We start from the raw sequence: 23,686 nt of genomic DNA on the forward strand, positions 1-23,686 counted from the left end.
TCGGTGCGCTGGCCACCGGGCGATGCTATCGCCCGGTGGCCGCGCGAACGAGATCCGTCAGGAGAGCTGGTCGCGTACCGCGGAGGTGTCGACGGTCTGCGCGGTCTCCAGCCGCGGGGTGTGCGGGGGGCCGGCGTGCGTCGGGTCGGCCAGGCCGAGGCGCATCGAGATGTACGGGAAGCCCAGGCCGGACAGCATCTGCCGGAGGGTCTGCCGGGTGCTCTCGACCTCCACCACGCCGGAGAGCGGCACCAGGGACACCCCGTGCCGGGTGGCGGTGAGCCAGGCGGCGGAGAGCGCCTCGCCGGCGCGTACCCAGCTGTCCGGCTCGTCGTCGACGCCCCAGAGGATCCCGTAGACGGCGGCCCGGTCGTGCCCCTCACCCACGGGCAGGGTGCCGGGGCCGAAGTCGCGGGCCGGAACGGTGGTCTGGGGGGCCTGCTCCGGCAGCACCTCCGGCGGCAGCCCGGTGCCGGCGCGGGCCCGGGTGGTCCAGTACGCCAGCTCCTCCTGCAGGTCCGGGCTGCCCTTCTCGACGGCGGCCGCCTGCTGGGCGGCGGCGGCCAGCTCGATCTTCTGGTCGTCGTCCAGCACCTGCAGGTTGGCGCCCTCCCGGGTGGCGGCCTGGTCGATCTCGCCCAGCACGGCGGTCGGGATCGGCTCGTCGCTGACCGGCCGGCGGTCGGTGTGGCGGACCTGCATGCACTGGACGGTGCGCATGGCGTCCGGGTCGGCGCCGGTGGGCTTGAACCCGGTCAGCCGGGCGACCAGATCGGGCTGGCCGGGGTCGGGCATGCGCTCCACCACCGGCGTCCAGCCCTCGGCGGCCAGCGCCACCCGCGCGTGGTGCAGCGCGACGCCGCAGCTCACCACCAGCAGCCGGCCCTCCGGGTCGAGGACGCTGAGGTGCCGCTCCCGCACCACGCGCAGCTCCAGCGTGTCGGGCAACACCGTCCACTGCCACGGCTGCGTGTTGTGCACCGAGGGAGCGTGACCGGCCATTCCGGCGGCCTCCGCGAGCGCGGTGGTCAGCGGGCGGTCCGGCGTCTCGTGGCTCATCGTCACGACCTTCCTGTTTCTCCCCATCGTGCCCCACGCCCGGGGCGCCCGGGTGGGGTTGCCCGCTCCATCCTCGGCCATGTCCGCGGTGACCGCACGCGTCCCCCCGGTCCCGCGGCGCGGGCCCTTCGACCCGTCGGATTACCCGCGTTTGCCCTACCCGCGCCGCCGCGGCGCTGAGACGATCCGCACGTGGGGGCGGAACCGCGCGAGTGCGTACCGGAGCGGCCGGTGCGGCGCCGCCGGCTGGACCGGCGCGAGTGGGCTCCGCTGATCCTGCTCACCCTGGCCGTGCTGGCCGGCGCCGGGCTGTGGTTCGCCGGGCGGCGCGGCGCGGCAAACCTGGTCTGGGCGGCGGTGACCCTGCTGGCGCTGGGGCCGGCCGTCTGGACCACGCTGCGGCAACTCTGGCGGCGGCAGTTCGGGGTGGACGTGATCGCGGTGCTGGCCCTGGCCGGCGCGCTGCTGGTGGGCGAGTACCTGGCCGGCGCGGTGATCGCCGTGATGGTCGCCACCGGCCGGTCCCTCGAGGAGTACGCCCAGCGCCGGGCCAGCCGGGACCTGCGGGCGCTGCTGGAACGGGCACCCCGGCAGGCCCGCCGGCGCACCCCGGACGGCCGGATCGAGGTGGTGCCGCTGGACCGGGTCGCGGTGGGCGACCGGCTGGTGGTCGGCCCCGGTGACGTCGTGCCGGTCGACGGCACCGTCGAGGAGCCCGCCACGCTGGACGAGTCGGTGGTCACCGGCGAGTCGCAGCTGGTCACCCGCGCCGCCGGTGAACAGGTCGCCAGCGGCGTGGTCAACGCCGGCGCGGGCTTCGGGCTGCGGGCCGGGAAGAGCGCCGCCGAGAGCACCTACGCGGGGATCGTCCGGCTGGCCGAGGAGGCGACCGCGCGCAAGGCCCCGATGGTCCGGCTCGCCGACCGGTACGCGGCCGCGTTCGTGCCGTTCACCCTGCTGCTGGCCGGGCTGGCCTGGCTCCTCTCCGGCGAGTTCACGCGGGCGGTCGCGGTGCTCGTGGTGGCCACCCCCTGCCCGCTGCTGCTGGCCACCCCGATCGCCATCGTGTCCGGGCTGTCCCGGGTGGCCCGCCGGGGCGTGCTGGTCCGCGACGGCGGGTCGCTGGAACTGCTCGGCCGCGCGCGTACCCTCCTGCTGGACAAGACCGGCACGCTCACGGCGGGCCGCCCCCGCGCGGCCGAGACGGTGGTCGCCCCCGGCGGCGACCGGGACGGACTGCTGCGCCTGGCCGCCTCCGTCGAGCAGCTCTCCCCGCACGTGCTGGCCGCCGCCCTGGTCCGGCAGGCCCGCGACCAGGGGCTCCCGCTGGCCGAGCCGACCGAGGTCACCGAGGAGCCGGGCCGCGGCGTGACCGGCCGCGTGGACGGCCGGCTGGTCCGGGTCGGCCAGCTCACCGGCGAGCCGCCCGAGTGGGCGCACCGGATCCGCGAACGGGCCGAGCTGGCCGGGCGCTCCACCGTCTGGGTCAGCGACGAGCACGGCCCGCTCGGCGCGGTCCTCCTGGAGGACCCGGTCCGGCCGGACGCCCGGCGTACCGTCCGGCGGCTGCGCGAGGCCGGGCTCGACCGGCTCGTCATGGTGACCGGCGACCGGCCGCGCACCGCGCAGCAGGTCGCCCAGACCGTCGGCGTGGACGATGTGATCGCGCAGTGCTCGCCGGCGGAGAAGGTCGCCCGGGTGCAGGCGGAGTCCGGCCGGGCGGTGACCGTGATGGTCGGCGACGGGGTGAACGACGCCCCGGCGCTGGCCGCCGCGCACGTCGGGGTCGCCATGGGCGCCACCGGGGCGACCGCGTCCGCCGACGTGGCCGACGCGGTGCTCACCGTGGACCGGCTGGACCGGCTCGCCGACGCGGTCGAGATTGCCCGGTACGCCCGCCGCATCGCGGTGCAGAGCGCCACCGTCGGCATGGCACTGGCCGTGGTGGCCATGGTGGTGGCCGCCGCCGGCAAGCTGCCCCCGGTCGCCGGCGCCTTCCTCCAGGAGGGCATCGACGTCCTGGTCATCCTCAACGCGCTGCGCGCCCTCAGTGGCGGCCTGCGCCACCGGGACGTGCCCCCGCACACCCGCGAACTCCTCGACCGGTACGCCGGCGAGCACGGCGGGGTCCGCGACGTCCTGGCCCGGCTGCGGGACACCGCCGACCTGGTGGCCACCCGCCCCGACGCGGCGGAGTGCGTGCCGGCGCTGCGGGAGGTGCACCGCCGGCTCGTCGACGAGGTGCTGCCGCACGAGTCGGCCGAGGAGCGGCAGCTCTACCCGGCCCTGGCCGGCCCGCTGGGCAGCGAGGAGGCCACCTCCACGATGAGCCGGGCGCACGTGGAGATCAGCCGGCTGGTGGACCGGATCGGCGGTCACCTGGCGGCCCAGCCGGACGGCCGGCTGCGCCCCGACGAGGTGCCCGACCTGCTCGCCGCGCTCTACGGACTGGACGCCGTGCTCCGGCTGCACCTGGCGCAGGAAGAGGAGGACTACTTCTCGCTCAGCCCCGCCGAGGACCACCCCGACACCCGCTGACCCACCGGCACCAGCGCGTCCGCCGGGAGCCGCAGCGCCGGCCAGTCCCGCTCCGGGCGAAAGTCCGTGTGGGTGCCGTCGAACGGGAACGCCGCAGCCTCGATCAGCGTGACCACCCGGTCGGCCTCCGCGCGTACGGCGGTGGCGGTCGGCGCGTCGAGGTAGAGCGGGTGGCCGATCCGGGCCTCGAACTCGTCGTTGTCCTTCCACTCCCAGCGGCGCTGTGGTGTGACGACGATGTCGAGGAGTTGGTCGTTCGTGTCCACCCCTTCGGCGCGCCGGACGTACGGCGTCTCCAGGTTCACGTACCACCCGGCGAAGTCGCCGTCGCGGAAGAACCACCACACGGAGTGCGCGGCGCCGGGCGGCATGAGCACCAGGATGTCGTAGCCCGTCCAGGTCAGCACCGTGAGTCGCGGCTCGCGCATCCGGTCGATGGTGAGCTCGTGCTGGGTGTTGCCGTCGGCGTCGACGATGCGGGCGAAGTCGCTGCCCGCCGGGTGCCAGAGCAGCAGGCCCTGGTCGTCGTCGGCGAGCACTCGCATCGGCTGCACCCACGTGCACCAGTCCCCGCGCACGTACCTACGGGTGATGACCTGCCCCGGCGTGAACGTCACCGCCGCAGCCTAGAGCGATCCGGCGCGTCGCGGGTGCCGGCGACAGCCCGCTGAGTGGAACGCTATGGAGGTGTCCCGACCGGTTTGACCTCCATGGCGTTCCACCGACGGAGCGGAGTCCCTCAGATGGCGCTGCTCGGGTGCCGTGCGCTGCGGCCGCCCCCGGCACGTGCCGCCGGCCGGGTGACACGCGCCCACTCGGCGCGGGGTCAGCGTTCGCGGACCACGGCGACCGGGCACTGGGCGTGGTGGATGAGCTGCTGGCTGACCGAGCCGAGCAGCATCCCGCGCAGCCCGCCCCGGCCCCGGCTGCCGACCACCACGAGCTGGGCCGTCCGGCTCTCCTCGATCAGCAGCGCGGCGGGCCTGCCCGGGTTCGCCACCACCTCGACCGGCACGTCCGGGAAGGACTCCCGCCAGGGCGCCAGGTCCGCCTCGGCGGCCGCCCGCTCGGTGGCGTTCGCCTCCTCCGCGTCGAACCCCGGCGGCACCCGCCCCTCGCTGGGCGGCTCCCAGACCCGCAGCGCCCGCACCGGCACGTCGCGCTGCGCGGCCCGCTCGACCGCGAAGCCGAGCGCCTCCACCGAGGACGGGGAGCCGTCCGCGCCGACCACGACGGGCCCGGACGTGACGGGCCGGCCGTCCCGGACCACGATCACCGGGCAGTGCGCGTGGGCGGCCACGGAGATGGCCGTGGAGCCGGCGAGCAGGCCGGCGAAGCCGCCGTGACCCCGGCTGCCGAGCACCAGCATCGCCGCCTCGGTGGACCGCTCCTGCAGGACCAGCGCGGGCGGCCCGTCGAAGACCTCGCCGTGCACGGTGAGCCCCGGCCGGTCGGCGGCGGCGTCCGCCGCCGCCTTGCGGACCAGGTCCTCGACCTGCCGGCGGGCGGTCTCGTCGGGCCACACGCCGGGGGCCACCCCGGGACCGATCCAGCCGGCCACCGTCAGCCATTCGAAGACGTACGCGAGCCGGACCGGCCGACCCGAGCGGCCCGCCTCGTCCAGCGCCCAGTTCAGGGCCACCGACGCGTCGGCGGAGCCGTCGTAGCCGACCAGGATCTCCTCACCGTTCACCGTGCCAGCCTTTCGTTCGCGACTGCGGGGCTCGCAAGCTCACTCCTCGCGCTCACTGTGCCGGCCTTTCGTTCGCGACTGTGGGGCTCGCAGGCTCACTCCTCGCGCTCACTGTCCGCTCCGCACGGCTGGGTCGGTCTCCCGGATCCACCGCCACTCGGCGACCCGGGGGTCGTCCTCGCCGTGCTCGCGGGTGTAGTCGCGGCAGGCCTGTCGGAGGTCCACCATCTCCTGCCGCAGGTGGGCGGCGCGCGAGCGCAGCCCGGGCAGCCGGTCGATGACGTCGATGACCAGGTGGAAGCGGTCCAGGTCGTTGAGCATCACCATGTCGAACGGCGTGGTGGTGGTGCCCTCCTCCTTGTAGCCGCGGACGTGCAGGTTGTCATGGTTGGTCCGGCGGTAGGTGAGCCGGTGGATCAGCCACGGGTAGCCGTGGTACGCGAAGATGACCGGCTTGTCGCGGGTGAAGATGGTGTCGAACTCGCTGTCCGGCAGGCCGTGCGGGTGTTCCGAGGGCGGCTGCAGGCGCATCAGGTCGACCACGTTGACCACCCGGACCTTCAGGTCGGGCAGGTGCTGCCGGAGCAGGCCGGCCGCGGCCAGCGTCTCCAGGGTGGGCACGTCTCCGGCGCAGGCGAGCACCACGTCGGGCTCGCTGCCGTCGTCGGTGCTGGCCCAGTCCCAGATGCCCAGCCCGCGGCGGGTGTGCTGGATGGCCTCGTCCATGGTCAGCCAGTTGGGCGCGGGCTGCTTCCCGGCCACCACCACGTTGATGTACTGCCGGCTGCGCAGGCAGTGGTCCATGGTGGAGAGCAGGGTGTTGCCGTCCGGCGGCAGGTAGACCCGCACCACTTCGGCCTTCTTGTTCATCACGTGGTCGATGAAGCCCGGGTCCTGGTGCGAGAAGCCGTTGTGGTCCTGCCGCCAGACGTGGCTGGAGAGCAGATAGTTCAGCGAGGCGACCGAGGCCCGCCACGGGATCTGCCGGGTCACCTTGAGCCACTTGGCGTGCTGGTTGACCATCGAGTCGACGATGTGGATGAACGCCTCGTAGCTGGTGAAGATACCGTGCCGCCCGGTCAGCAGGTAGCCCTCCAGCCAGCCCTGGCACAGGTGCTCGGAGAGCACCTCCATGACCCGGCCGTCGGGGGAGAGGTGGTCGTCGCCGGGGAGCCGGCTGCTGACGAACGCGCGGTCGGTGACCTCGAAGGCGGCGCCCAGCCGGTTCGAGGCGACCTCGTCGGGGCCGAACAGGCGGAAGGTCTGCGGGTTGCGGGTGATCACGTCCCGGATCCACGGGCCCAGCGTGCCGGTGGCGCCGGCCATCGGGGAGCCCGGCTCCTTGACGTCGACCGCGTAGTCGCGGAAGTCCGGCAGCTCCAGGTCGCGCAGCAGGAGCCCGCCGTTGGCCACCGGGTTGGCGCTCATCCGCCGGTCGCCCCGCGGCGGCAGGTCGACCAGCTCGGCGACCGGCGCGCCGGTGGCGTCGAACAGCTCCTCCGGCCGGTAGCTGCGCAGCCACCGCTCCAGCTCGGCCAGGTGCGCCGGATTGTCGCGAACTCCGTCGATCGGCACCTGGTGGGCGCGGAACGTGCCCTCGACCTGCTTGCCGTCGACGTCCGCCGGTCCGGTCCAGCCCTTCGGCGTACGGAGGATGATCATCGGCCAGCGGGGGCGTTCGATCTCGCCGCCGGAGCGGTCCCGGCGCTGGATCTCGGCGATCTCGTCGACCGCCCGGTCCAGCGTGGCGGCGAGGGTCTGATGCACCCGGGCGGGGTCGTCGCCCTCGACGACGTACGGCTGGTAGCCGAAGCCGCGCATCTGGTCGAGCAGGTCCTCGGCGGGGATCCGGTCGAGCACCGTCGGGTTGGCGATCTTGTAACCGTTGAGGTGCAGGATCGGCAGCACGGCCCCGTCCCGCGCCGGATTCAGGAAGACGTTGGACAGCCAGCTTCCGGCCAGCGGCCCGGTCTCCGCCTCACCGTCGCCGATCACGCAGGCGACCAGCAGGTCCGGGTTGTCGAACGCGGCACCGTACGCGTGGCTCAGCGCGTACCCCAGCTCGCCGCCCTCGTGGATCGAACCCGGCACCTCCGGTGCCACGTGGCTGGGGATGCCGCCGGGGAAGGAGAACTGGCGGAACAGCCGCTGCATGCCGGTCTCGTCGCGGGCGATGTGGTGGTAGAGCTCGCTGTAGGTGCCCTCCAGCCAGGTGTTGGCCACCAGAGCGGGGCCGCCGTGGCCCGGGCCGGTGATGTAGATGGCGGACAGGTCCCGGTCGACGATGACCCGGTTGAGGTGCGCGTAGAGGAGGTTGAGGCCGGGGCTGGTGCCCCAGTGCCCCAGCAGGCGCGGCTTGATGTGCTCGGGCTTCAGCGGCTCACGCAGCAGCGGGTTGTCGAGCAGATAGATCTGCCCGACCGTGAGGTAGTTCGCCGCCCGCCAGTAGGCGTCGAGCCGGCGCAGCTCGTCCTCGGTCAGTGGGCTGTGCAGGTCCAGAGCGGTGTCCATGCTGCGTTAGCCTCTCGCGGCTCGGGGTCTTCTGCCACCCGGGAGCGGATCCGCCGCCCCCGGCGGGTCCAGCCTCGTCCTCGGACCGGCGGTCCGATCAGGGCCGTTGGTCCCGGGCCGGGCGGGCGTCATGACCCGTCCTCGTCGTCCGGGTCGAGTCCACGCACGACGATCACCGGGGCCGGCGAGTGGTAGAGCAACGTCTGGCTGACCGCGCCCAGCATGCCCCGCAGCGGCTCGTCCCCGCGCGCCCCGACGAGCGCCACCTGTGCCGAGCGGGACTGTTCCACCAGGACGGCGCCGGGGTCGCCGCTGATCGTGTGGCACTCGACGGCCACCCGGGGATACCGGGCGCCGCACCGGGCCACGGCCTCGTCGAGCAGTCCTTCGTCGCCGTCGGTGTGGTGGTTGGGCTCCGTCACCCGGATGGCGAGCAACCGCGTGGCGCGGCCTTCGGCGCAGTCGAAGGCGTACGCCAGGGTGGCGCGGGAACTCGCCGAACCGTCGAAGCCGACAAGCAGGGGCCCCTGCGGGGGCGGCCCGATCCGGGCGACCAGCACCGGGCAGCCGGCCCGGGCGGCGACCTGCACGGACGGCGCGTCGGCCGGTGCGCAGCCCGGGCGGCCGGACATGCCGCTGTCGCCGACCGCCAGCAGGAACGCCGAGTCGGAGGCCCGGATCAGCGCCTCGACCGGGTCGCCCTCGACGATCTCGTCGGTGACCGGCATCCCCGGCGCGACCTCGGTGGCCACCCGTCCGGCCTGCTCCAGCAGCTCCTCGGCGGCGTCGCGCGGGCCGCTCACGGAGAACGACTCCAGGGCCGCCGCCCAGTTGAAGGCGTGCAGCAGGTGCAGCGGCCGGTCGTGCGCGGCGGCCTCCCCGGCGGCGGTCCGGACCAGCTGGAGGTCCTCCGCCGAGCTGCCCACGCCGACCACCACCGCGCCGTGGGTGGGTGCGGGCATCCCGGCTCACCTCCCGACCGCGATCTCCTCACCCACGGTAGTCGTGCGGGTGCCCGCCCGGACCGGGTCGGCGGAACTGGCGCGGGCGGGAGGGATCAGCGGGGGTTGGGCAGGGCGGGGTGGACGCGGACGACCACGGCGGTCGCGTTGTCCTCGCCGCCCTCGGTCAGGCTGGCGGCGAGCAGGGCCTGCGCGGTCCGGGCCGGGTCGCGGCGCGCGGCCAGCAGGTCGCGCAGCCGGTGGTAGCCGAGCTGGTCGCTCACCCCGTCGGTGCAGAGCAGCCAGGTGTCCCCGCTGCGCAGCGGCACGGCGAGCAGGTCCGGCTCGGGCTTGTCCGGGTGCCCGACGTAGCGCAGCAGCTGGTAGCGGGCCCGGGCCGCCTCCGGCGAGTCGGGTGGCCACCACCCGTGCAGCAGGCCGAGCCAGGCCATGGTGTGGTCGACGGTCACCAGTTCCAGCAGCCCGTCGCGCAGCCGGTAGGCCCGCGAGTCGCCGAGCTGGACCAGCCAGCCCTGCCCGCCGTCGGGCTCGGCGACCAGGGCGGTGAGCGTGCAGCCGGTCAGCCCGGCCAGCCCCGCGCCGACCCGGCGTACCCGGAGTTGGGTCTCGGCCGTCGCGGCGCGCAGCCGGGCGGCGTCGAGGGCCGGCCAGCCGGCGCGGACCTGCGCCACGAAGGTGGTCATCGCGGTGGCGCCCGCGGCCCGGCTGCCCTCGCCGTCGCCCATCCCGTCGGCGACCGCGGCCAGCGGCAGCTCGGGGTCGACGTGCAGGACGTCGAAGTTCTCCGCGTAGCGGTGCCCGACCACGCTGCCCCCGGCGATCTCCAGGGTGAGCCGGCCGACGGTCAGCCGGCGGGTGGCCTGGACCGGCTGGTCCAGCGGGCGGCGGCGGAACACCAGCGGACCGTAGCACCGGTCCGGGTCGCGGATCGGCAGGTCGCGGCGACGTGTCGGCCTGTCGACCGGGGCCGCCGCGGAGGCCGGCCGGATTCAAACCTGATTGCGGTTCTCGCAACGTCCGCCCGCGTCGGGTCGCTCAGCCGCCCCGGGTGCTGCACACTTGCGCCGTGGACGGTGGAGACGAGAAGAGCCCGTTGACCGCGGACAATCCCGCACCGCGCTCGGCCGTGGTGGTCAACCCGACAAAGGTGACCGATCTCGACGGGTTCCGCCGCACGGTGGATGGCGCCCTCACGGCCGCCGGCTGGCCCGCGCCAACGTGGTACGAGACCACGGTGGAGGACCCGGGTCGGGGCCAGGCCGAGGCGGCCGTCGAGGCCGGCGCCGAGGTGGTCTTCGCCTGCGGCGGTGACGGCACCGTGATGGCGTGCGTGACGGCGCTGGCCGGCACCGACGTGGCGCTGGCCGTGCTGCCCCAGGGCACCGGCAACCTGCTCGCCGCCAACCTCGGCCTCTCCGGCGACCTCGCCGCCGGGCTGGAGGTCGCCGTCGAGCGGGGCGTGCGCCGGCTCGACGTGGGCGCGGTCGGTGACCGGTGCTTCGCCGTGATGGCCGGGATGGGCTTCGACGCGCAGATGCTCGACTCCACCTCCGAGACGACCAAGAAGCGGATCGGCTGGCCGGCCTACGTGGTGGGGGCGGCCAAGCACCTGCGGGACCGCCCCATGCGGGTGTCCATCCGGATCGACGGCGGGCCGCCGCTGCGCCGCCGGGCCCGTTCGGTCCTGGTCGGCAACGTCGGCCGGCTCCAGGGCGGGGTACGCCTGCTCACCGACGCCGAGCCGGACGACGGCTGGCTCGACGTGGCCGTGCTGACCCCGCGGACGCTCGGCCACTGGCTCGCCCTCGGCTGGGCGGTGCTGCGGCGGCGCGGCAGCGTGCCCCGCATGGAGGTGTTCCGGGCCCGCACGGTCGAGATCGCCAGCAACCGCGCCCAGCCCCGGCAGCTCGACGGCGACCTCATCGAGCCGGGCCGGTCACTGAAGATCGAGATCCGGCCCGGGTCGCTCTGGCTCTGCGTGCCGCGGCCGGCGCGCCACCCCGACCTGTCGGTCGACGCCGACGCCGCCGCCGAGCGCGGCGAACGGCTGGTCGAGGAGGCCCGCCGTGAGTAGCACCAAGCTGGTCCCCGAGACCCGGCTGATGGCGAGGGAGGAGCTGTCCGCCGACGACGCCTGGCGCACGCTGCGCCGCCACGGCGGCTGGTGCCTGCTCCGGGACGCCTTCATCCGGTTCCGCTACGGCGACGGCTTCAGCCACTCCCGGGCCTTCGCGTTGCAGCTCTGCCTGGCCGTGGTGCCGTTCCTCATCGCGCTCACCGGCCTCATCTCCGACCTCGGCGCCGACGAGGGCGGCAAGGTGGTCGCCGACACGGTGCTGGCGATCACCCCCGGGCAGAGCGAGTCCGTGGTCCAGCAGTTGCTGGCCGACACCGACCGCACCGAACGGGCCGGCGAGCTGGCGCTCACCCTCGGCCTGCTGACCGGTCTGATCGCCCTCGCCACCACCATGGCGCAGATCGAGCGGGGCGCCAACCGGATCTACGGCGTCGAGCGGGACCGCCCGGCCCTGTTCAAGTACCTGCGCGCCGCGGTCCTCGCGCTGGTCGCCGGCGTGCCCGCGCTGGCCGGGTTCCTCATCCTCGTCGGCGGCCGGGCGATGGGCGATTCGGTACGCCGGCACTACGAGTGGGGCGACTTCGCCCACGCGGCGTGGGACGTGGTCCGCTGGCCGCTCAGCCTCGGCCTGACCGTGCTCGCCGTGGCGGTGCTGTTCCGGCACGCCCCCCGGCGCAACCAGCCCGGCCTGTCCTGGCTCTTCTTCGGCGCCGGCATCGCCACCGCGCTCTGGTGGCTGGCCAGCCTGCTGCTCGCCGCCTACGTGAAGTACAGCGGCGGATTCGGGCAGACGTACGGCGCGCTGACCGGCATGATGGCCCTGCTGCTCTGGGCCAACCTGACCGGGATGGCGCTCTTCGGCGGGCTGGCCTTCGCCGCCCAGTTGGAGGCGATGCGGATCGGGGTGGAGGAGCCCGCCCAGCCCGACCTCTGGGAGCCGGAGGCCGAGCGCGAGGAGGTCCTCGACACCGGCGAGATGACCGCGCTCTGACGTCGTGCCGCCGTCCGGCGTGTACGCGGAGCGCGAATCGGGTACTGCGCGCCTCGCAGCAGACGAGGGAGGTGCGGGGTGACCGCGGTCAAGGAGGCGACTCGCCGCCCGCTCGGCCATTTCGCCGAGCGGAGCCTGGCGGGGCTGCTCGTCGTGGCCGGCGCGGGCGTCGGGTTCGGCGTGCTGCTCATGCTCGTGCGGTTCCACTGGGGCCCGCTCTACCACGCCGACCACGAGGCGGCCGAGTGGTTCAACGGGCTCGTGGCGCCGCACCACCCGCTGGTCACCGTTCTCCAGGCGGTCACCGACCTGGGCGGGCGGCCGGTGCTCGTCTGGCTGGTCACCATCGCGGTGGTCGGCCTGCTGATCCGCCGCCAGTCCCGGCTGGCCGTCTACCTGATCATCACCGGGGTGGGCGGGCTGATCCTCGACCCGTCGCTCAAGGCGCTGGTCGGCCGGCTGCGCCCGGTGGTGGACGTGCCGGTGGCCCATGCCCCCGGCAACAGCTTCCCGAGCGGGCACGCGCTCGGCTCGTTCGTCGCGTACGGGGCGTTGCTGCTGGTGTTCCTGCCGGCCGTGGCCCCGCGCTGGCGCAAGCCGGCCATCGCCGTCGCCGGCCTGCTGGTCGTCCTCATCGGGCTGACCCGGATCGCGCTGGGCGTGCACTTCGTCTCGGACGTCCTGGGCGGCTGGCTGCTCGGCGCGGCCTGGCTGGGCGTCACCGCGTACGCCTTCCGGCTGTGGCGGCGCGAGCGCGGCCGGCCGGTGCCGCCGCTGACGGAGGGCCTGGAGCCCGAGGCGGGGGAGGAGATCACGCCCGCCCCGGCCGAGGAGCACCTGCTGGAGCATCCCCGCTCGTCGGTGGCCGAGCTGCTGGTCGGCTGGGTGCTCGTCTTCGGCGCCCTCTACGCCTTCGGCATGTACGTCAGCTACCACGCCAAGGGCACCGTCTTCGACACCCTGGACACCGAGGTGCCGCACTGGTTCGCCGACCGGCGCACCGACGCGCTCACCGACCTGAGCTGGTGGTGGAGCAAGTTCGGCGACACGCACGCCATCCTGCTGGTCTCGCTGGTGTTCTGCCCGATCGTGCTGGCGATCTGGAAGCGGTGGCGACCGGTGCTGTTCGTGGTGCTGGCGATGTTCGGTGAGCTGAGCCTCTTCCTGGCCACGGCCCGGGTGGTGGAGCGGCCGCGCCCGCCGGTGGAGAACCTGGACGGGCAGATGCCCACCTCGTCCTTCCCGTCCGGGCACATCGCGGCGACCATCTGCCTGTGGGCCGCCATGGCGATCATCGTGCTGCCGCGCACCGACCGCTGGTGGCGCTGGCTGTTCGTGGCGATGGCCGTGATCATGCCGGTCGGGGTGGCCACCTCCCGGATGTACCGGGGCATGCACCACCCGACCGACTTCATGGGCGCGATCCTGCTCGGCGCGCTCTGGCTCTCGCTGCTCTGGTGGGTGGTGCGCCCCAACGCGGATGTGCGCGAGGGCAACCGGCCGGCCATCGAGTCGGAGCAGGTGCACGAGCTGGACGACGAGTTGGCCCGGGCCGGCCGCGAGGAGTGATCGGGCGCCGATGCTGCGGGCGATGACCTGGAACATCCGGACCGGCGGGCGGGACCGCGACGGCACCGACCGCCGGGACCGGATCGTCGCCGTGGTCGCGGACCAGCGTCCCGACCTGCTGGCCCTGCAGGAACTGCGCGGTCTGGACTCCGACGGCGGGCTCGCCGAGCTGGCGCAGCGGACGGGCCTGGTGCCCCACCTGGCCCGGTCCTGCTTCGGACAGGCGGTGGCGGTGCTGGTTCGCCCGCCGCTGCGGGTGCTCCGCGCGGGCCGGGTACGCCGCCCGTTCCACCACGCCGCCGCCCGGGTCGAGGTGGCCACCGGGTCCGGCCCGCTGACCGTGTTCAGCACCCACCTGAATCCCTTCTCCGGCGGGCGGCGACGGATGGAGGCCGACTGGCTGGCGGCGGCGGTGCGGCGGACCGGGGGCGCCCTGGCCCTGCTCGCCGGTGACCTGAACACCCTGGAGCCGGCCGTCGACCACACCGCCCGGCTGGCCGGGCTCGCCCCCCTCTACCGGCGGCGTCACCTGCGCCGCGACGGCCGTACCGTCGACACCCGCGCGGTGGCCCGGCTGCTCGACGCGGGACTGGTCGACCTGTGGCCGCACACCGGCGGTGGCGAGCCGGCCGGGCTGACCGTGCCGACCCGGCACGGCGGGGCGGAGTTCGCCGGGATGCGGCTGGACTACCTGCTCGCCACGCCGGCGCTGGCCGCGACGGCGCGCGCGGTCCGGGTGGTCCGCGGCGGCGACGCGGACAGCGCCTCCGACCACTATCCGGTGGTCGCCGACCTGGCGCTGGCGCCCGGCTGACGGGACTGCCGTCCGGGCTCCGGAGTCGGTTCAGACGAGCAGGTTCAGCAGCACGGTCAGCACGATCGAGGCGACGATCGAGAAGAGGATCATCAGCAGGCAGCCGAGACCGCCGCCGAGGGGCCGGATCTCCGTGTTTCCGATGCGCATGGACTCACCTTCGCAGGACGGGCGCGAGCAGGTCGCGGATCGCGTCGGCGACCTGTCCGGGCGCGGTGGTGGCGACGTTGTGCGCGGCACCCGGCACGGCGGCCGTCCGGGCGCCCGGTACCAGGCGGGCGGCCTCCGCGCGCCAGCCGGCCGGTACGACCGGGTCCCGGTTGCCGGTCAGCACCAGCGTCGGCGCGGTGACCCGCACCAGGTCCGCCTCGACCGGGTTGCGCACCGAGTGGGACAGGGTGGCGAACACCCGCCACGGGCGGGCGTCGAGGACGTCGCGCAGCAGGATCGGCGCCTGCCACTTCGCCTCCCGCAGGGTGTCCAGCAGCCACCGCCCGACCTGGCCGCGCCGGGAACGGGCGGCCGGGTCGCTGGTCGGGGCGGCCAGCACCAGCGCGCTAACCAGGTCGGGGCGGCGGGCGGCGAGCGCCGCGGCCACCTCCGCGCCGAACGAGTGGCCGAGCAGGCAGACCGGCCCCAACCGGTACGCGGCCAGCCAGTCCGTCAGGAACGCGGCGTGCCGGGTCACGTCGTACGCCGAGCCGGGGCGCTCGGTCAGCCCGAAGCCGGGCAGGTCCGGCACGTACACGGGGTGGGTGGCCGACAGGGCCACCGCCAGCGGGGTGAGGTAGCGGTGTGAGACGGCCAGGCCGTGCACCAGCACCACGGGCGGCCCGTCGCCGCCCGGGTCGGCGGACCGGCGGGTGTGCGTACGCAGGCCGTCGACCAGCCGGAACTCGCTGGTCAGGCCGGCGGCCGGCCGGGGCGCGGCCAGGGCCAGCCGCAGCTCCGCCGGCCCGAAGCGCCCCGGTGGCGAGAGCCGGACGTCCCGGCCCGTCACAGCTCGCGGAGCCGGGGCAGCAGCTCCTCCTGCGCCCAGTCCAGGAACATCGGCTGACTGTCCCCGCCGACCTGGACCAGCGCCACGTGGGTGAATCCCGCGTCGACGAACTTCTTGAACGCCTCGACGTGCCGGTCCACGTCCGGCCCGCAGGAGATGCCCTCGGCCACGTCCTCCTCGCGGACGAACTGGGTGGCCGCGGCGAAGGCGTCCGGGCCGGGCAGGTCGGCGTTGACCTTCCACCCCAGACCGAACCACCGGAACTGGTCGTGCACGATCTTGCGGCACTCGGCCTCGTCCGGGCCGTAGCAGATGGCCACCTGCCCGTAGCGGGGGCGGCCCGCGCCGCCGGCCTCCTCGTACATCTCGACGAGGTGCGGCAGCGGGTCGGTGGCGATCATGGCGTCGGCGTAGTCCGCCGCGAGGGTGGCGGACTGCCGGCCCGAGGCGGCCACGGCCATCGGCACGGGGCGCCCGGGCCGGTCCCAGACGTAGGCGTCGGGCACCTCGAAGTGGTTGCCGGAGAAGGTCAGCGTCTCGCCGTTGAGCAGCGGCCGGATGATCTGGAGGGCCTCCTCGAACATCTCGTGCCGCTGCTGCACGTGCGGCCACCCGCCCACCACGTGCTCGTTGAGGTTCTCCCCGGCGCCGAGGCCGAGGGTGAACCGCCCGTCCGAGAGCACACCGATCGTGCTGGCCTTCTGCGCCACCACCGCCGGGTGGTAGCGCCGGATCGGGCAGGTCACGAAGGAGAGCAGCTCGGCCCGGCTGGTGGCGTGGGCGACCGCGCCGAGCACCGACCAGGCGTACGGGGAGTGGCCCTGCGAGTCGAGCCAGGGGGAGTAGTGGTCGGACATGACGAGGTGGTCGAAGCCGGCGGCCTCGGCGCGGACGGCGTGGTCGACCAGCTGCTTGGGTCCGGCCTGTTCGCACATGAGGGTGTAGCCGACGTTGACCATGGCACCTCTCCTTCCGGGCGGATCGTCACCGGTTACCCCGCGCAGCGACGGTCAACCCTGGTGTCCGCTTCGGCGGCCCAGCGTCTTGACGCCGGTGGGGATGCTGCCTACAGTCCCGCTTAACCGGTTCAGACTCCGGTGGCGCACCATCCTGTGGTGGGGATGACCGCCCCTGCGGCGGCCCGTGGCGACATGGGCCGCCGCAGGCCGCCACCCCGGATAGCCGATCTGCTTAACCGGTTGCCTTCCCCGATCCATAGCCCTACGCTGATGCGTGCGTCCGCCGGGAGTCGGGCGGCGGCTGCCGGGCTTCAGCCGCCACGCCCTCGTCACCATCACCGCACCCCCACCTGGGCACGGGGGAGACCTCCCTGAGGACAGCCATGAAGAAGTTGCTCTCCGTCGCGGGCGTCGCCCTGCTGACGGTCCTCGCCGCCGTCTTCGCCTTCGGGCAGCCGGCCCACGCCGCCGCCGGGTTTTCCGTCGCGAACGGCCGGCTCTACGACGCCAACGGCACCGAATTCGTCATGCGCGGGGTCAACCACGCGCACACCTGGTACGCGCAGCAGACCAGCTCGTTCGCCAACATCAAGGCGCTCGGCGCGAACACCGTGCGGGTGGTGCTGGCCAGCGGCGACCGCTGGCCGAAGAACAGCACGGCCGACGTCGCCAACGTCATCTCGCTCTGCAAGGCCAACCGGCTCATCTGCGTCCTGGAGGTGCACGACACCACCGGGTACGGCGAGCAGAGCGGCGCGATCACGCTGGACCGGGCGGTCGACTACTGGCTCAGCATCGCCAGTGCCCTCCAGGGTCAGGAGAAGTACGTCATCGTCAACATCGGCAACGAGCCGTACGGCAACCAGGGCTACGGCACCTGGGCCACCGACACGGCCAACGCGGTCAAGCGGCTGCGCGCGGGCGGCCTGACCCACACGATCATGGTGGACGCCCCGAACTGGGGCCAGGACTGGTCGTTCACCATGCGCGACAACGCCGCCTCGGTCTTCGCGGCCGACCCGCAGAAGAACACCGTCTTCTCGATCCACATGTACGGCGTCTTCGACACCGCCGCCGAGATCACCGACTACCTGGGCCGGTTCCGCACCGCCGGCCTGCCCATCGTGGTCGGCGAGTTCGGCTTCAACCACTCCGACGGCAACCCGGACGAGGACACCATCCTGGCCTACAGCCAGGCCAACGGGATCGGCTACCTCGGCTGGTCGTGGAGCGGCAACGGCGGCGGCGTCGAGTACCTCGACATGGTCACCAACTTCGACCCGAACCAGCTCACCACCTGGGGTCAGCGGATCTTCAACGGTGCCAACGGCATCAAGGCCACCGCCCGGGAGGCGTCGGTCTACGCCGGCACCTCGCCGAGCCCGACCACGAGCCCGACCACCAGCCCGAGCCCGACGACCAGCCCGACCGGTGGCCCCACCCGACCGCCGGCCGGCTGCACCGCCGTCTACACGATCGTCAACTCCTGGCAGGGCGGCTTCCAGGGCGAGGTCAGGGTGACGGCGGGCGCGGCCGCGATCAGCGGCTGGACGACGAAGTGGACGTTCGCCAACGGCCAGACCGTCAGCCAGTCCTGGAACGCCACGGTCAGCGGCAGCGGCGCGGCGTACACCGCGCGCAACGTGGACTGGAACGGCCGGCTCGGCGCCGGGGCCAGCACCTCGTTCGGCTTCATCGGCAGCTGGAACGGCAGCAACACGATCCCCGCGGTGACCTGCACCGCGAGCTGAGCGCCACCGGTGGCCGGGTCCGCACGGACCCGGCCACCACCCTTCCCGGGTGCGCCCCGGCGTGATCGCTGAAGCAGGGGGCGTGCGTCTAGAAAATCTAGGTCCGAACCGCTAGACATTCTCGTCGCTCCTGGCTAATGTTCCTGTCGTTGACAGCAGAGATCAGCGAACACGCAGACGAAGCAGTACAAGACCCTGACGTAGTTCCAGGTCAGGGCAGCCAGGTGGGCCGATGCAGGTTCAGGGCTCGCCTGGCAGGAGACAGTCCTGCCGCACGTGGATGGGGCCATGAAGTCGCGTGGGGCTCCGGCACCGGCGGGCAGCACGACAAGCACCACAGAAATTGGAAGCAGAGGAAAGGGAGGGCCCGAACACCGTTGGATCGCCCGTCTCCAGGACGCGGTTCAGCTCTGGAGCCGGACACCGCAGTTTCCATCGAACGAGAGGTGGTCTCCGGTCACGCTTATGCGATCCTCGCACCCCAAGCCGCCGACGGCGGCAGGTGCGGATACGACAACCCGACGAACTTGCCGGTAGATGGTGTTTTGACCCGTAACCCCGGGCCCCGGCGCTGAAAAGCGCCGGGGCCCTCGTCATGGAGAGGTACGTGTATGGCCCAACCCGACGACATGTTCGGTGACGACGACTACCCCGCCTACACGATGGGCCGCGCCGCGGAGATCACCGGCGCCTCGCCGGACTTTCTCCGTCGCCTCGACGAAGCGAAGCTGATCACCCCGTTCCGGTCGGCCGGCGGCCATCGCCGATACTCCCGTTACCAGCTCCGCCTCGCCGCCCGGGCCCGGGAGATGGTCGATCAGGGCACCGCCCTGGAAGCCGCCTGCCGGATCATCATCCTCGAAGACCAGCTCGAAGAAGCCCTTCGGCACAACCAGGACAACCAGCGCTGACAGCAAGCGGACGCGCCTGATCTCATCGCCTCACGGTCCTTCTCCAGCAGAGGGACCGTTTGTCGTACCCGCTTCCCTCCGGTGTGCTGCTGAGCCCGGGAGTGGGCCTGCCTGCTCGCCGCCGTATGGATGGCTGGTGGCCAGGCGGGCCGCACGCATCAGCAGATACTCGTGCTCCGGGCGGCTGGCCGTACGGGCCGCGGCGGCCCGGTAGTGCGCCACCGCCGCGTCCCGGTCGCCGGCCATCTCGTGCAGGTGGGCCCGGGCCGCGTCGAGCCGGTGGTGCCCGGTGAGCCGGGGGTCGGCGGCCAGCGCCTCCAGGGCGGCCAGCCCGGCGGCCGGGCCGTGCACCATGGCGGTCGCCACCGCCCGGTTGAGCGACACCACCGGGCTCTCCGCCAGCCGTTCCAGCACCCCGTAGAGCGCGAGGATCTGCGGCCAGTCGGTCCGTTCGGCGGCCGGCGCCTCGTCGTGCAGGGCGGCGATGGCGGCCTGGACCTGGTAGGGCCCGACCGGCCCCCGGGCCATGGCCCGGGTGACCAGCGCGGTCCCCTCGGCGATCGCGGCGGCGTCCCACCGGGAGCGGTCCTGCTCGGCCAGGGAGATCAGCTCCCCGGACGGCCCGGTGCGGGCGGCGGCCCGGGCATCGGTGAGCAGCATCAGGGCAAGCAGCCCGGCGACCTCGCTGTCGCCGGGCAGCAGCGCGTGCATGGCTCGGGTCAGCCGGATCGCCTCCTCGGAAAGGTCGACCCGGCGCAGGTCGTCGCCGAGGCTCGCGGTGTGCCCCTCGGTGAAGATCAGGTAGAGCACGTGCAGCACGGCCGCGAGCCGGGGCTGCCGGTCCTCCTCCGCCGGCATCCGGAACGGCACGCCGGAGGACTTGATGCGCTGCTTGGCCCGGCTGATCCGCTGCGCCATCGTGGCCTCGGGGACGAGGAAGGCGCGCGCGATCTCGCCGGTGCTGAGCCCGCCGACCGCGCGCAGGGTCAGCGCGATGGCCGACGCCGTGGACAGCGTCGGGTGACAGCAGAGGAAGAGCAGCACGAGGGTGTCGTCCCGGTCCGCGGTCAGCGGCTCGTCGGCGGCCGGCGCGGTCCGCCGGTCGTCGCCGCCGCGCCGGGCGGCCCGGTCCTCCCGGTCCCGGCGGGCCGCCTCGCCCCGGACCAGCTCGATCATCCGGCGGTACGCGACCTGGACCAGCCAGCCGCGCGGATGCTCCGGCAGCCCCTCGACCGGCCACTGGGTGGCCGCGGCCAGCAACGCCTCCTGCACGGCGTCCTCGGCCGTGGCGAAGTCACCGAACCGGCGGGCGAGCACGCCGAGGACCTGCGGCGCCAGCTCGCGCAGCAGGTCCTCGACGGTGTGGTCCGGTACGCCCAGGGGTCACAGCTCCTGCGGCGGCGCCGACATGACGGGGTGCACCTCGATCGGCATGTTCAGCGGACGCCCGCCCGGCCCGGGCGCCGTGGAGATGTGTGCCGCGATCTCGACGGCCCGCTGCGGCGTCTCGCAGTCCACGATCCACCAGCCGGCCAGGAACTCCTTGGTCTCCGCGAACGGCCCCTCGGTGACCACCGGCGCGCCGTTCTCGCCGGCCCGGACGATCCGCGCCTGCTGCGGCCCGCCCAGGCCCTCGCCCTGCACGAACTCCCCGTCGGCGACGAGCTTCGCGTTGACCTCCCCCATGAACCCGATGTGCGCCCGGATCTCCTCCGGCGTCCAGGTGTCGATCGAGGGGAAGTCGGTCCCGGCGGCGCTGAACTGCATCAGCAGCATGTACTTCACGGTTGGCTCCTCACGCCCGAGCACCGATTGTCGGTGCTTCCACCCTCCGGTAGAAGCTGCCACCCCGCTTCTCGACATCCGTCGGGAAGAAATTTTCCGGCGTCAGCCGGCCGCGCAGGAGACGGTCGGCCAGGTCCGGTTGCCGTTGTGCTGGATGGTGACGCCGAAGGTGTTGCCGCTGCCGTTCGGTGTGGCGACCATCGTCTGGGCGTTGGGCCAGGTGGCGTTGACATTCCAGACGTTGATGATCTTCGCGGGGGACGGCACGTTCATGGTGACCGTCCAGGTGTTGGAGCCGGCCACCGAGACGTTCAGGTTGTAGCGGTCGCTCCACTGCTGCCCGGCCGAGAGCGTCGCGGTGCAACTGCTTCCACCGCCACCGCCACCGCCGCCACCGTCGGGCGCCACGGCGCGGCCGGTCTGCGGGGAGATCATGCCGGCGCACAGGCCGCGGCCGGCCAGCCCCTGCGCGATCCGGGGGATCGCGGCCAGCGTGTTGGCGGGCCAGTCGTGCATGAGGATGACCTGGCCGTTGGTGAGCCGCGCGTTGGCCTGCACGATCGCGTCGACGCTCGCCCCATTCCAGTCCTGCGAGTCGACGTCCCAGATGATCTGGGTCAGGCCGTACCTCGCCAGGACCGACTGCAGGGTGGAGTTGGTCTCGCCGTACGGCGGGCGGAACAGTTTGGGCGTGCCGCCGCCGGCGTTGGCGATGGCCTGCTGGGTGCGGGAGATCTCGGATTCGATCTGCGACTGGCTCTGCTGGACCAGGTGCGGATGCGTGTAGCTGTGGTTGGCGACCCACATCCCGGCGCTGACCTGCGCCCGCACCTGGGCCGGGTTGGCCGCCGCGTACTGGCCCTGGTTGAACATCGTGGCCCGCAGCCCGTTCTGCCGGAGCGCGGTGAGCAGGGCCGGGGTGTTGTTGGACGGGCCGTCGTCGAACGTGAGCCCGACGTACCCGTTACAGGCGGCGGCCCGGGCCGGGGCGGCCGGGGCGGCGAGCGTGACGGCCAGGCTGCCTGCCGCGACCAGCGCGGCCGCGGTGAGATCCGCGGCCAGGGATCGCGGCGACGGAAGTGTTCTGCTCCACATGCGGATGAGCCCTCCTTATGGTGGTGGGTTGGCCGGACCTTGACATCGATGGACATCGAGGTCTGTCGGCGGCGCAAGTATTTGCCCGCCGCCGACGTGGAGTCAAGAATTTCCGGAAGTGCTGCCCGCCGCTCAACCGTGACAGCGCACGCCACGGACGCGAGTGTGCCCACTGCGGACGGCCCGGCACCCGGAATTTCCGAGCCGCTTCCGATACCACGCGGTAGGCAGATGTGGTGGCTCTCGGTTGCTGCGCCCGGTCAGTCCTCGTCGCTGGGCCGGGACGGTTCTTGATGAAGAATCTCGTCGGGAACCGCGGCGGCCGAGCGGACAGGTGTGACATGTGGAGATGAGTGTGCGCGCCCGGATCCGCTCCGGCGACCCCGACGTGTTCCGGGAGCTGTTCGACGACCACGCCCGGTCGGTCTACAACCACGGATTCCGGTTGACCGGTGCCTGGTCGGTGGCCGAGGACGTGGTGTCGTTGACCTTCCTGGAGGCCTGGCGGCTGCGGGAGCGGGTGGACGTCGACGGCGAGGCCGGTTCGCTGCGGCCCTGGCTGCTCGGCATCGCCACCAACGTCGCGCGCAACGTGCGCCGCGCCGCCCGCCGACACGCCGGGGCGCTGGCCCGGCTGCCTCCGCCGGAGGTGGTGCCGGACTTCGCCGAGGAGGTGGTCGGCCGTCTCCGGGACCGGGAACGGCTCGTCCAGGTCCGTACCGCTCTGGCCGCCCTGCGCCAGCCGGAGCGCGAGGTGCTCGCGCTCTGCGTCTGGTCCGGGCTCGACTACGCCGAGGCGGCGGCCGCGCTCGGCGTGCCGGTCGGGACGGTGCGGTCCCGGCTGTCCCGGGCCCGCGGCAAGCTGCGGAAGCTCGTCACCGCCGGGAAGCTCCAGTCGTCCGGGGAGATCCGGGAACCCGCCGTGAGCCGTGGACAGATACCGGTCGACCGCACGATCGCGGTCCGGTTCGCTCAGGAGGAGGCCCGATGAATGCCGACGCGAGAGACGTACGTAGCGATCTGGCCGGCCTGCTGCCGGCCCCGGCGGAGCGGGACCTGCCGGGCGACCGCCATCGGTTGATCCAGGAGTTCGTGATGACCCAGATCCACCCTCACCGACCCCCGGCCGAGCGGGTTCCACGGCGCCGACCGCGGCGCCGGCTGATCCTGGCCTCGGCGTTGACCGCGGCCGCCGCGGCGACCGCCGCCGTGGTGGTGATCGGTGCCGCCGGCCCCGAAGCTGCCGCCCCGATCGCGGGGGGCCGTTCCGCCCCGGTCGGGACGGGCCCGGCCGGCCACCAGATCCTGCTCGCCGCCGCAACCACCGCGGGAAGGACCCCGGCCGGTTCCGGTGCCTACTGGTACCTGCGGACCGAGGCCCCCGACTGGCGGTCGGAGAGCTGGACCCGGCGTGACGGCCGGACCTGGGTACGCGGCGGCAAGACCGGCGGCAAGGTTCTCGAACTGGCCGGACCCGTACCGTTCCGCCTGGGTGGCCCCCAGGTCAGCTTCGACGAACTTCAGCGGCTACCGACCGAGCCGGCGGCGCTGAAGGAGCGGATCGGCGAGCTCGTGCGCGACAGCGACATCCGGACGAGCGCCGGCCGGCCGGACGCGGCGATGCGGGAGCAGATGGTCTTCGACGGACTGCTGTCCCTGATCGCGCAGTTGCCCGCGCCTCCCAAGGTCCGCGCCGCCGCCTTCCAGGCCGTCGGCGGGTACCCCGAGGTGACCAGCACCGGGGCGACCGAGGGCGGGGAGGGCCTGCTGATCCGCCTGGACGCGGACTGGGCGGCCCGGCTGGTCGTCGACCCGGCCACCGCCCGCATCCGCAGGACCAACTTCTTCGTCACGGCCGACGGGGCCCGGATCACGGCGCCGGAGGGCAGGATGTTCACCCTCACCACCGAGTGGACCGATCGCCCGCCCGCCTGACGATGGGCTCCGGGTGCGGGTGTCGTCCCCCGGCGG

General features: G+C 73.6%; 20 protein-coding genes. 9 read left to right on the plus strand and 11 right to left on the minus strand.

All coding sequences use genetic code 11. The annotated features are described in order from the left end of the window. Window positions 1-57: 57 nt before the first annotated feature. Window positions 58-1,140, minus strand: coding sequence for a nitroreductase (locus ABZ452_RS14045; protein ID WP_357942417.1), 1,083 nt, complete (start codon window positions 1,138-1,140; stop codon window positions 58-60). Between the two features lie 111 nt (window positions 1,141-1,251). Between ABZ452_RS14045 and ABZ452_RS14050 the strand changes: the two genes are divergently transcribed. Then, entirely contained in the window at window positions 1,252-3,597 is a 2,346-nt protein-coding gene (locus ABZ452_RS14050; RefSeq protein ID WP_357942419.1) for a heavy metal translocating P-type ATPase, read from the plus strand. Here ABZ452_RS14050 and ABZ452_RS14055 read toward each other — a convergent pair. The 5 genes from ABZ452_RS14055 to ABZ452_RS14075 all read right to left on the minus strand — a co-directional run bounded on the left by ABZ452_RS14055 (window position 3,552) and on the right by ABZ452_RS14075 (window position 9,659). Next, on the minus strand, window positions 3,552-4,214 hold the full coding sequence (locus ABZ452_RS14055; protein ID WP_357942421.1) for a DUF402 domain-containing protein: 663 nt from the start codon (window positions 4,212-4,214) through the stop codon (window positions 3,552-3,554). The genes ABZ452_RS14050 and ABZ452_RS14055 overlap by 46 nt on opposite strands. 209 nt (window positions 4,215-4,423) lie before the next feature. Continuing rightward, complete coding sequence (locus ABZ452_RS14060) at window positions 4,424-5,290, minus strand: universal stress protein (protein ID WP_357942423.1); 867 nt, start codon at window positions 5,288-5,290, stop codon at window positions 4,424-4,426. A gap of 108 nt (window positions 5,291-5,398) precedes the next feature. Continuing rightward, entirely contained in the window at window positions 5,399-7,801 is a 2,403-nt protein-coding gene (locus tag ABZ452_RS14065) for a phosphoketolase family protein (protein WP_357942425.1), read from the minus strand. 128 nt (window positions 7,802-7,929) lie between these two features. Next, on the minus strand, window positions 7,930-8,763 hold the full coding sequence (locus ABZ452_RS14070) for a universal stress protein (protein WP_357942427.1): 834 nt from the start codon (window positions 8,761-8,763) through the stop codon (window positions 7,930-7,932). Between the two features lie 95 nt (window positions 8,764-8,858). Beyond that, entirely contained in the window at window positions 8,859-9,659 is an 801-nt protein-coding gene (locus ABZ452_RS14075; RefSeq protein WP_357942429.1) for a PP2C family serine/threonine-protein phosphatase, read from the minus strand. 170 nt (window positions 9,660-9,829) lie between these two features. On the opposite strand from ABZ452_RS14075, the gene ABZ452_RS14080 reads away from it, so the two are divergent. The 4 genes from ABZ452_RS14080 (at window position 9,830) to ABZ452_RS14095 (ending at window position 14,214) form a co-directional block, all read left to right on the plus strand. Then, on the plus strand, window positions 9,830-10,837 hold the full coding sequence (locus tag ABZ452_RS14080) for a diacylglycerol kinase family protein (protein WP_357942431.1): 1,008 nt from the start codon (window positions 9,830-9,832) through the stop codon (window positions 10,835-10,837). After that, a complete protein-coding gene (locus tag ABZ452_RS14085) occupies window positions 10,830-11,831 on the plus strand; it encodes a YihY/virulence factor BrkB family protein (RefSeq protein WP_357942433.1) in 1,002 nt (333 codons plus the stop codon). The genes ABZ452_RS14080 and ABZ452_RS14085 overlap by 8 nt, the downstream gene beginning before the upstream one ends. 78 nt (window positions 11,832-11,909) lie before the next feature. Further along, the gene (locus tag ABZ452_RS14090) at window positions 11,910-13,400 is read left to right on the plus strand and encodes a phosphatase PAP2 family protein (RefSeq protein ID WP_357942435.1); all 1,491 of its coding nucleotides are present in this window, start codon (window positions 11,910-11,912) and stop codon (window positions 13,398-13,400) included. A 10-nt stretch (window positions 13,401-13,410) separates the two neighbouring features. Next, window positions 13,411-14,214: an endonuclease/exonuclease/phosphatase family protein gene (locus ABZ452_RS14095; RefSeq protein WP_357942437.1), complete on the plus strand. Its 804-nt coding sequence runs from the start codon at window positions 13,411-13,413 to the stop codon at window positions 14,212-14,214. 154 nt (window positions 14,215-14,368) lie between these two features. On the opposite strand, the gene ABZ452_RS14100 is transcribed toward ABZ452_RS14095, so the two are convergent. Continuing rightward, window positions 14,369-15,214 carry an alpha/beta hydrolase gene (locus ABZ452_RS14100; RefSeq protein ID WP_357942439.1) on the minus strand — a complete coding sequence of 282 codons (846 nt, stop codon included), beginning with the start codon at window positions 15,212-15,214 and terminating at the stop codon, window positions 14,369-14,371. Then, entirely contained in the window at window positions 15,211-16,173 is a 963-nt protein-coding gene (locus ABZ452_RS14105; protein WP_357942441.1) for a TIGR03557 family F420-dependent LLM class oxidoreductase, read from the minus strand. The genes ABZ452_RS14100 and ABZ452_RS14105 overlap by 4 nt, the downstream gene beginning before the upstream one ends. A gap of 383 nt (window positions 16,174-16,556) precedes the next feature. On the opposite strand from ABZ452_RS14105, the gene ABZ452_RS14110 reads away from it, so the two are divergent. Together ABZ452_RS14110 and ABZ452_RS14115 are read left to right on the plus strand one after the other, a co-directional pair. Continuing rightward, a complete protein-coding gene (locus ABZ452_RS14110) occupies window positions 16,557-17,924 on the plus strand; it encodes a cellulase family glycosylhydrolase (protein ID WP_357942443.1) in 1,368 nt (455 codons plus the stop codon). A gap of 611 nt (window positions 17,925-18,535) precedes the next feature. Continuing rightward, window positions 18,536-18,835 carry a MerR family transcriptional regulator gene (locus tag ABZ452_RS14115; RefSeq protein ID WP_357942445.1) on the plus strand — a complete coding sequence of 100 codons (300 nt, stop codon included), beginning with the start codon at window positions 18,536-18,538 and terminating at the stop codon, window positions 18,833-18,835. A 30-nt stretch (window positions 18,836-18,865) separates the two neighbouring features. Here the strand turns inward: ABZ452_RS14115 and ABZ452_RS14120 are convergent, their stop codons facing one another. The 3 genes from ABZ452_RS14120 to ABZ452_RS14130 all read right to left on the minus strand — a co-directional run bounded on the left by ABZ452_RS14120 (window position 18,866) and on the right by ABZ452_RS14130 (window position 21,715). Then, complete coding sequence (locus ABZ452_RS14120; protein ID WP_357942823.1) at window positions 18,866-20,215, minus strand: DUF6596 domain-containing protein; 1,350 nt, start codon at window positions 20,213-20,215, stop codon at window positions 18,866-18,868. A 3-nt stretch (window positions 20,216-20,218) separates the two neighbouring features. Beyond that, window positions 20,219-20,611 carry a YciI family protein gene (locus ABZ452_RS14125; protein WP_225853704.1) on the minus strand — a complete coding sequence of 131 codons (393 nt, stop codon included), beginning with the start codon at window positions 20,609-20,611 and terminating at the stop codon, window positions 20,219-20,221. A gap of 111 nt (window positions 20,612-20,722) precedes the next feature. Next, window positions 20,723-21,715 carry a polysaccharide deacetylase family protein gene (locus ABZ452_RS14130; protein ID WP_357942447.1) on the minus strand — a complete coding sequence of 331 codons (993 nt, stop codon included), beginning with the start codon at window positions 21,713-21,715 and terminating at the stop codon, window positions 20,723-20,725. Between the two features lie 349 nt (window positions 21,716-22,064). On the opposite strand from ABZ452_RS14130, the gene ABZ452_RS14135 reads away from it, so the two are divergent. Together ABZ452_RS14135 and ABZ452_RS14140 are read left to right on the plus strand one after the other, a co-directional pair. Next, the gene (locus tag ABZ452_RS14135) at window positions 22,065-22,706 is read left to right on the plus strand and encodes an RNA polymerase sigma factor (protein WP_357942449.1); all 642 of its coding nucleotides are present in this window, start codon (window positions 22,065-22,067) and stop codon (window positions 22,704-22,706) included. After that, entirely contained in the window at window positions 22,703-23,650 is a 948-nt protein-coding gene (locus tag ABZ452_RS14140) for a CU044_5270 family protein (protein WP_357942451.1), read from the plus strand. The genes ABZ452_RS14135 and ABZ452_RS14140 overlap by 4 nt, the downstream gene beginning before the upstream one ends. The last annotated feature ends 36 nt before the right edge of the window (window positions 23,651-23,686 follow it).

Origin of the sequence: Micromonospora sp. NPDC005707 (genome assembly GCF_040631005.1) — a bacterium.
GTDB lineage: Bacteria > Actinomycetota > Actinomycetes > Mycobacteriales > Micromonosporaceae > Micromonospora.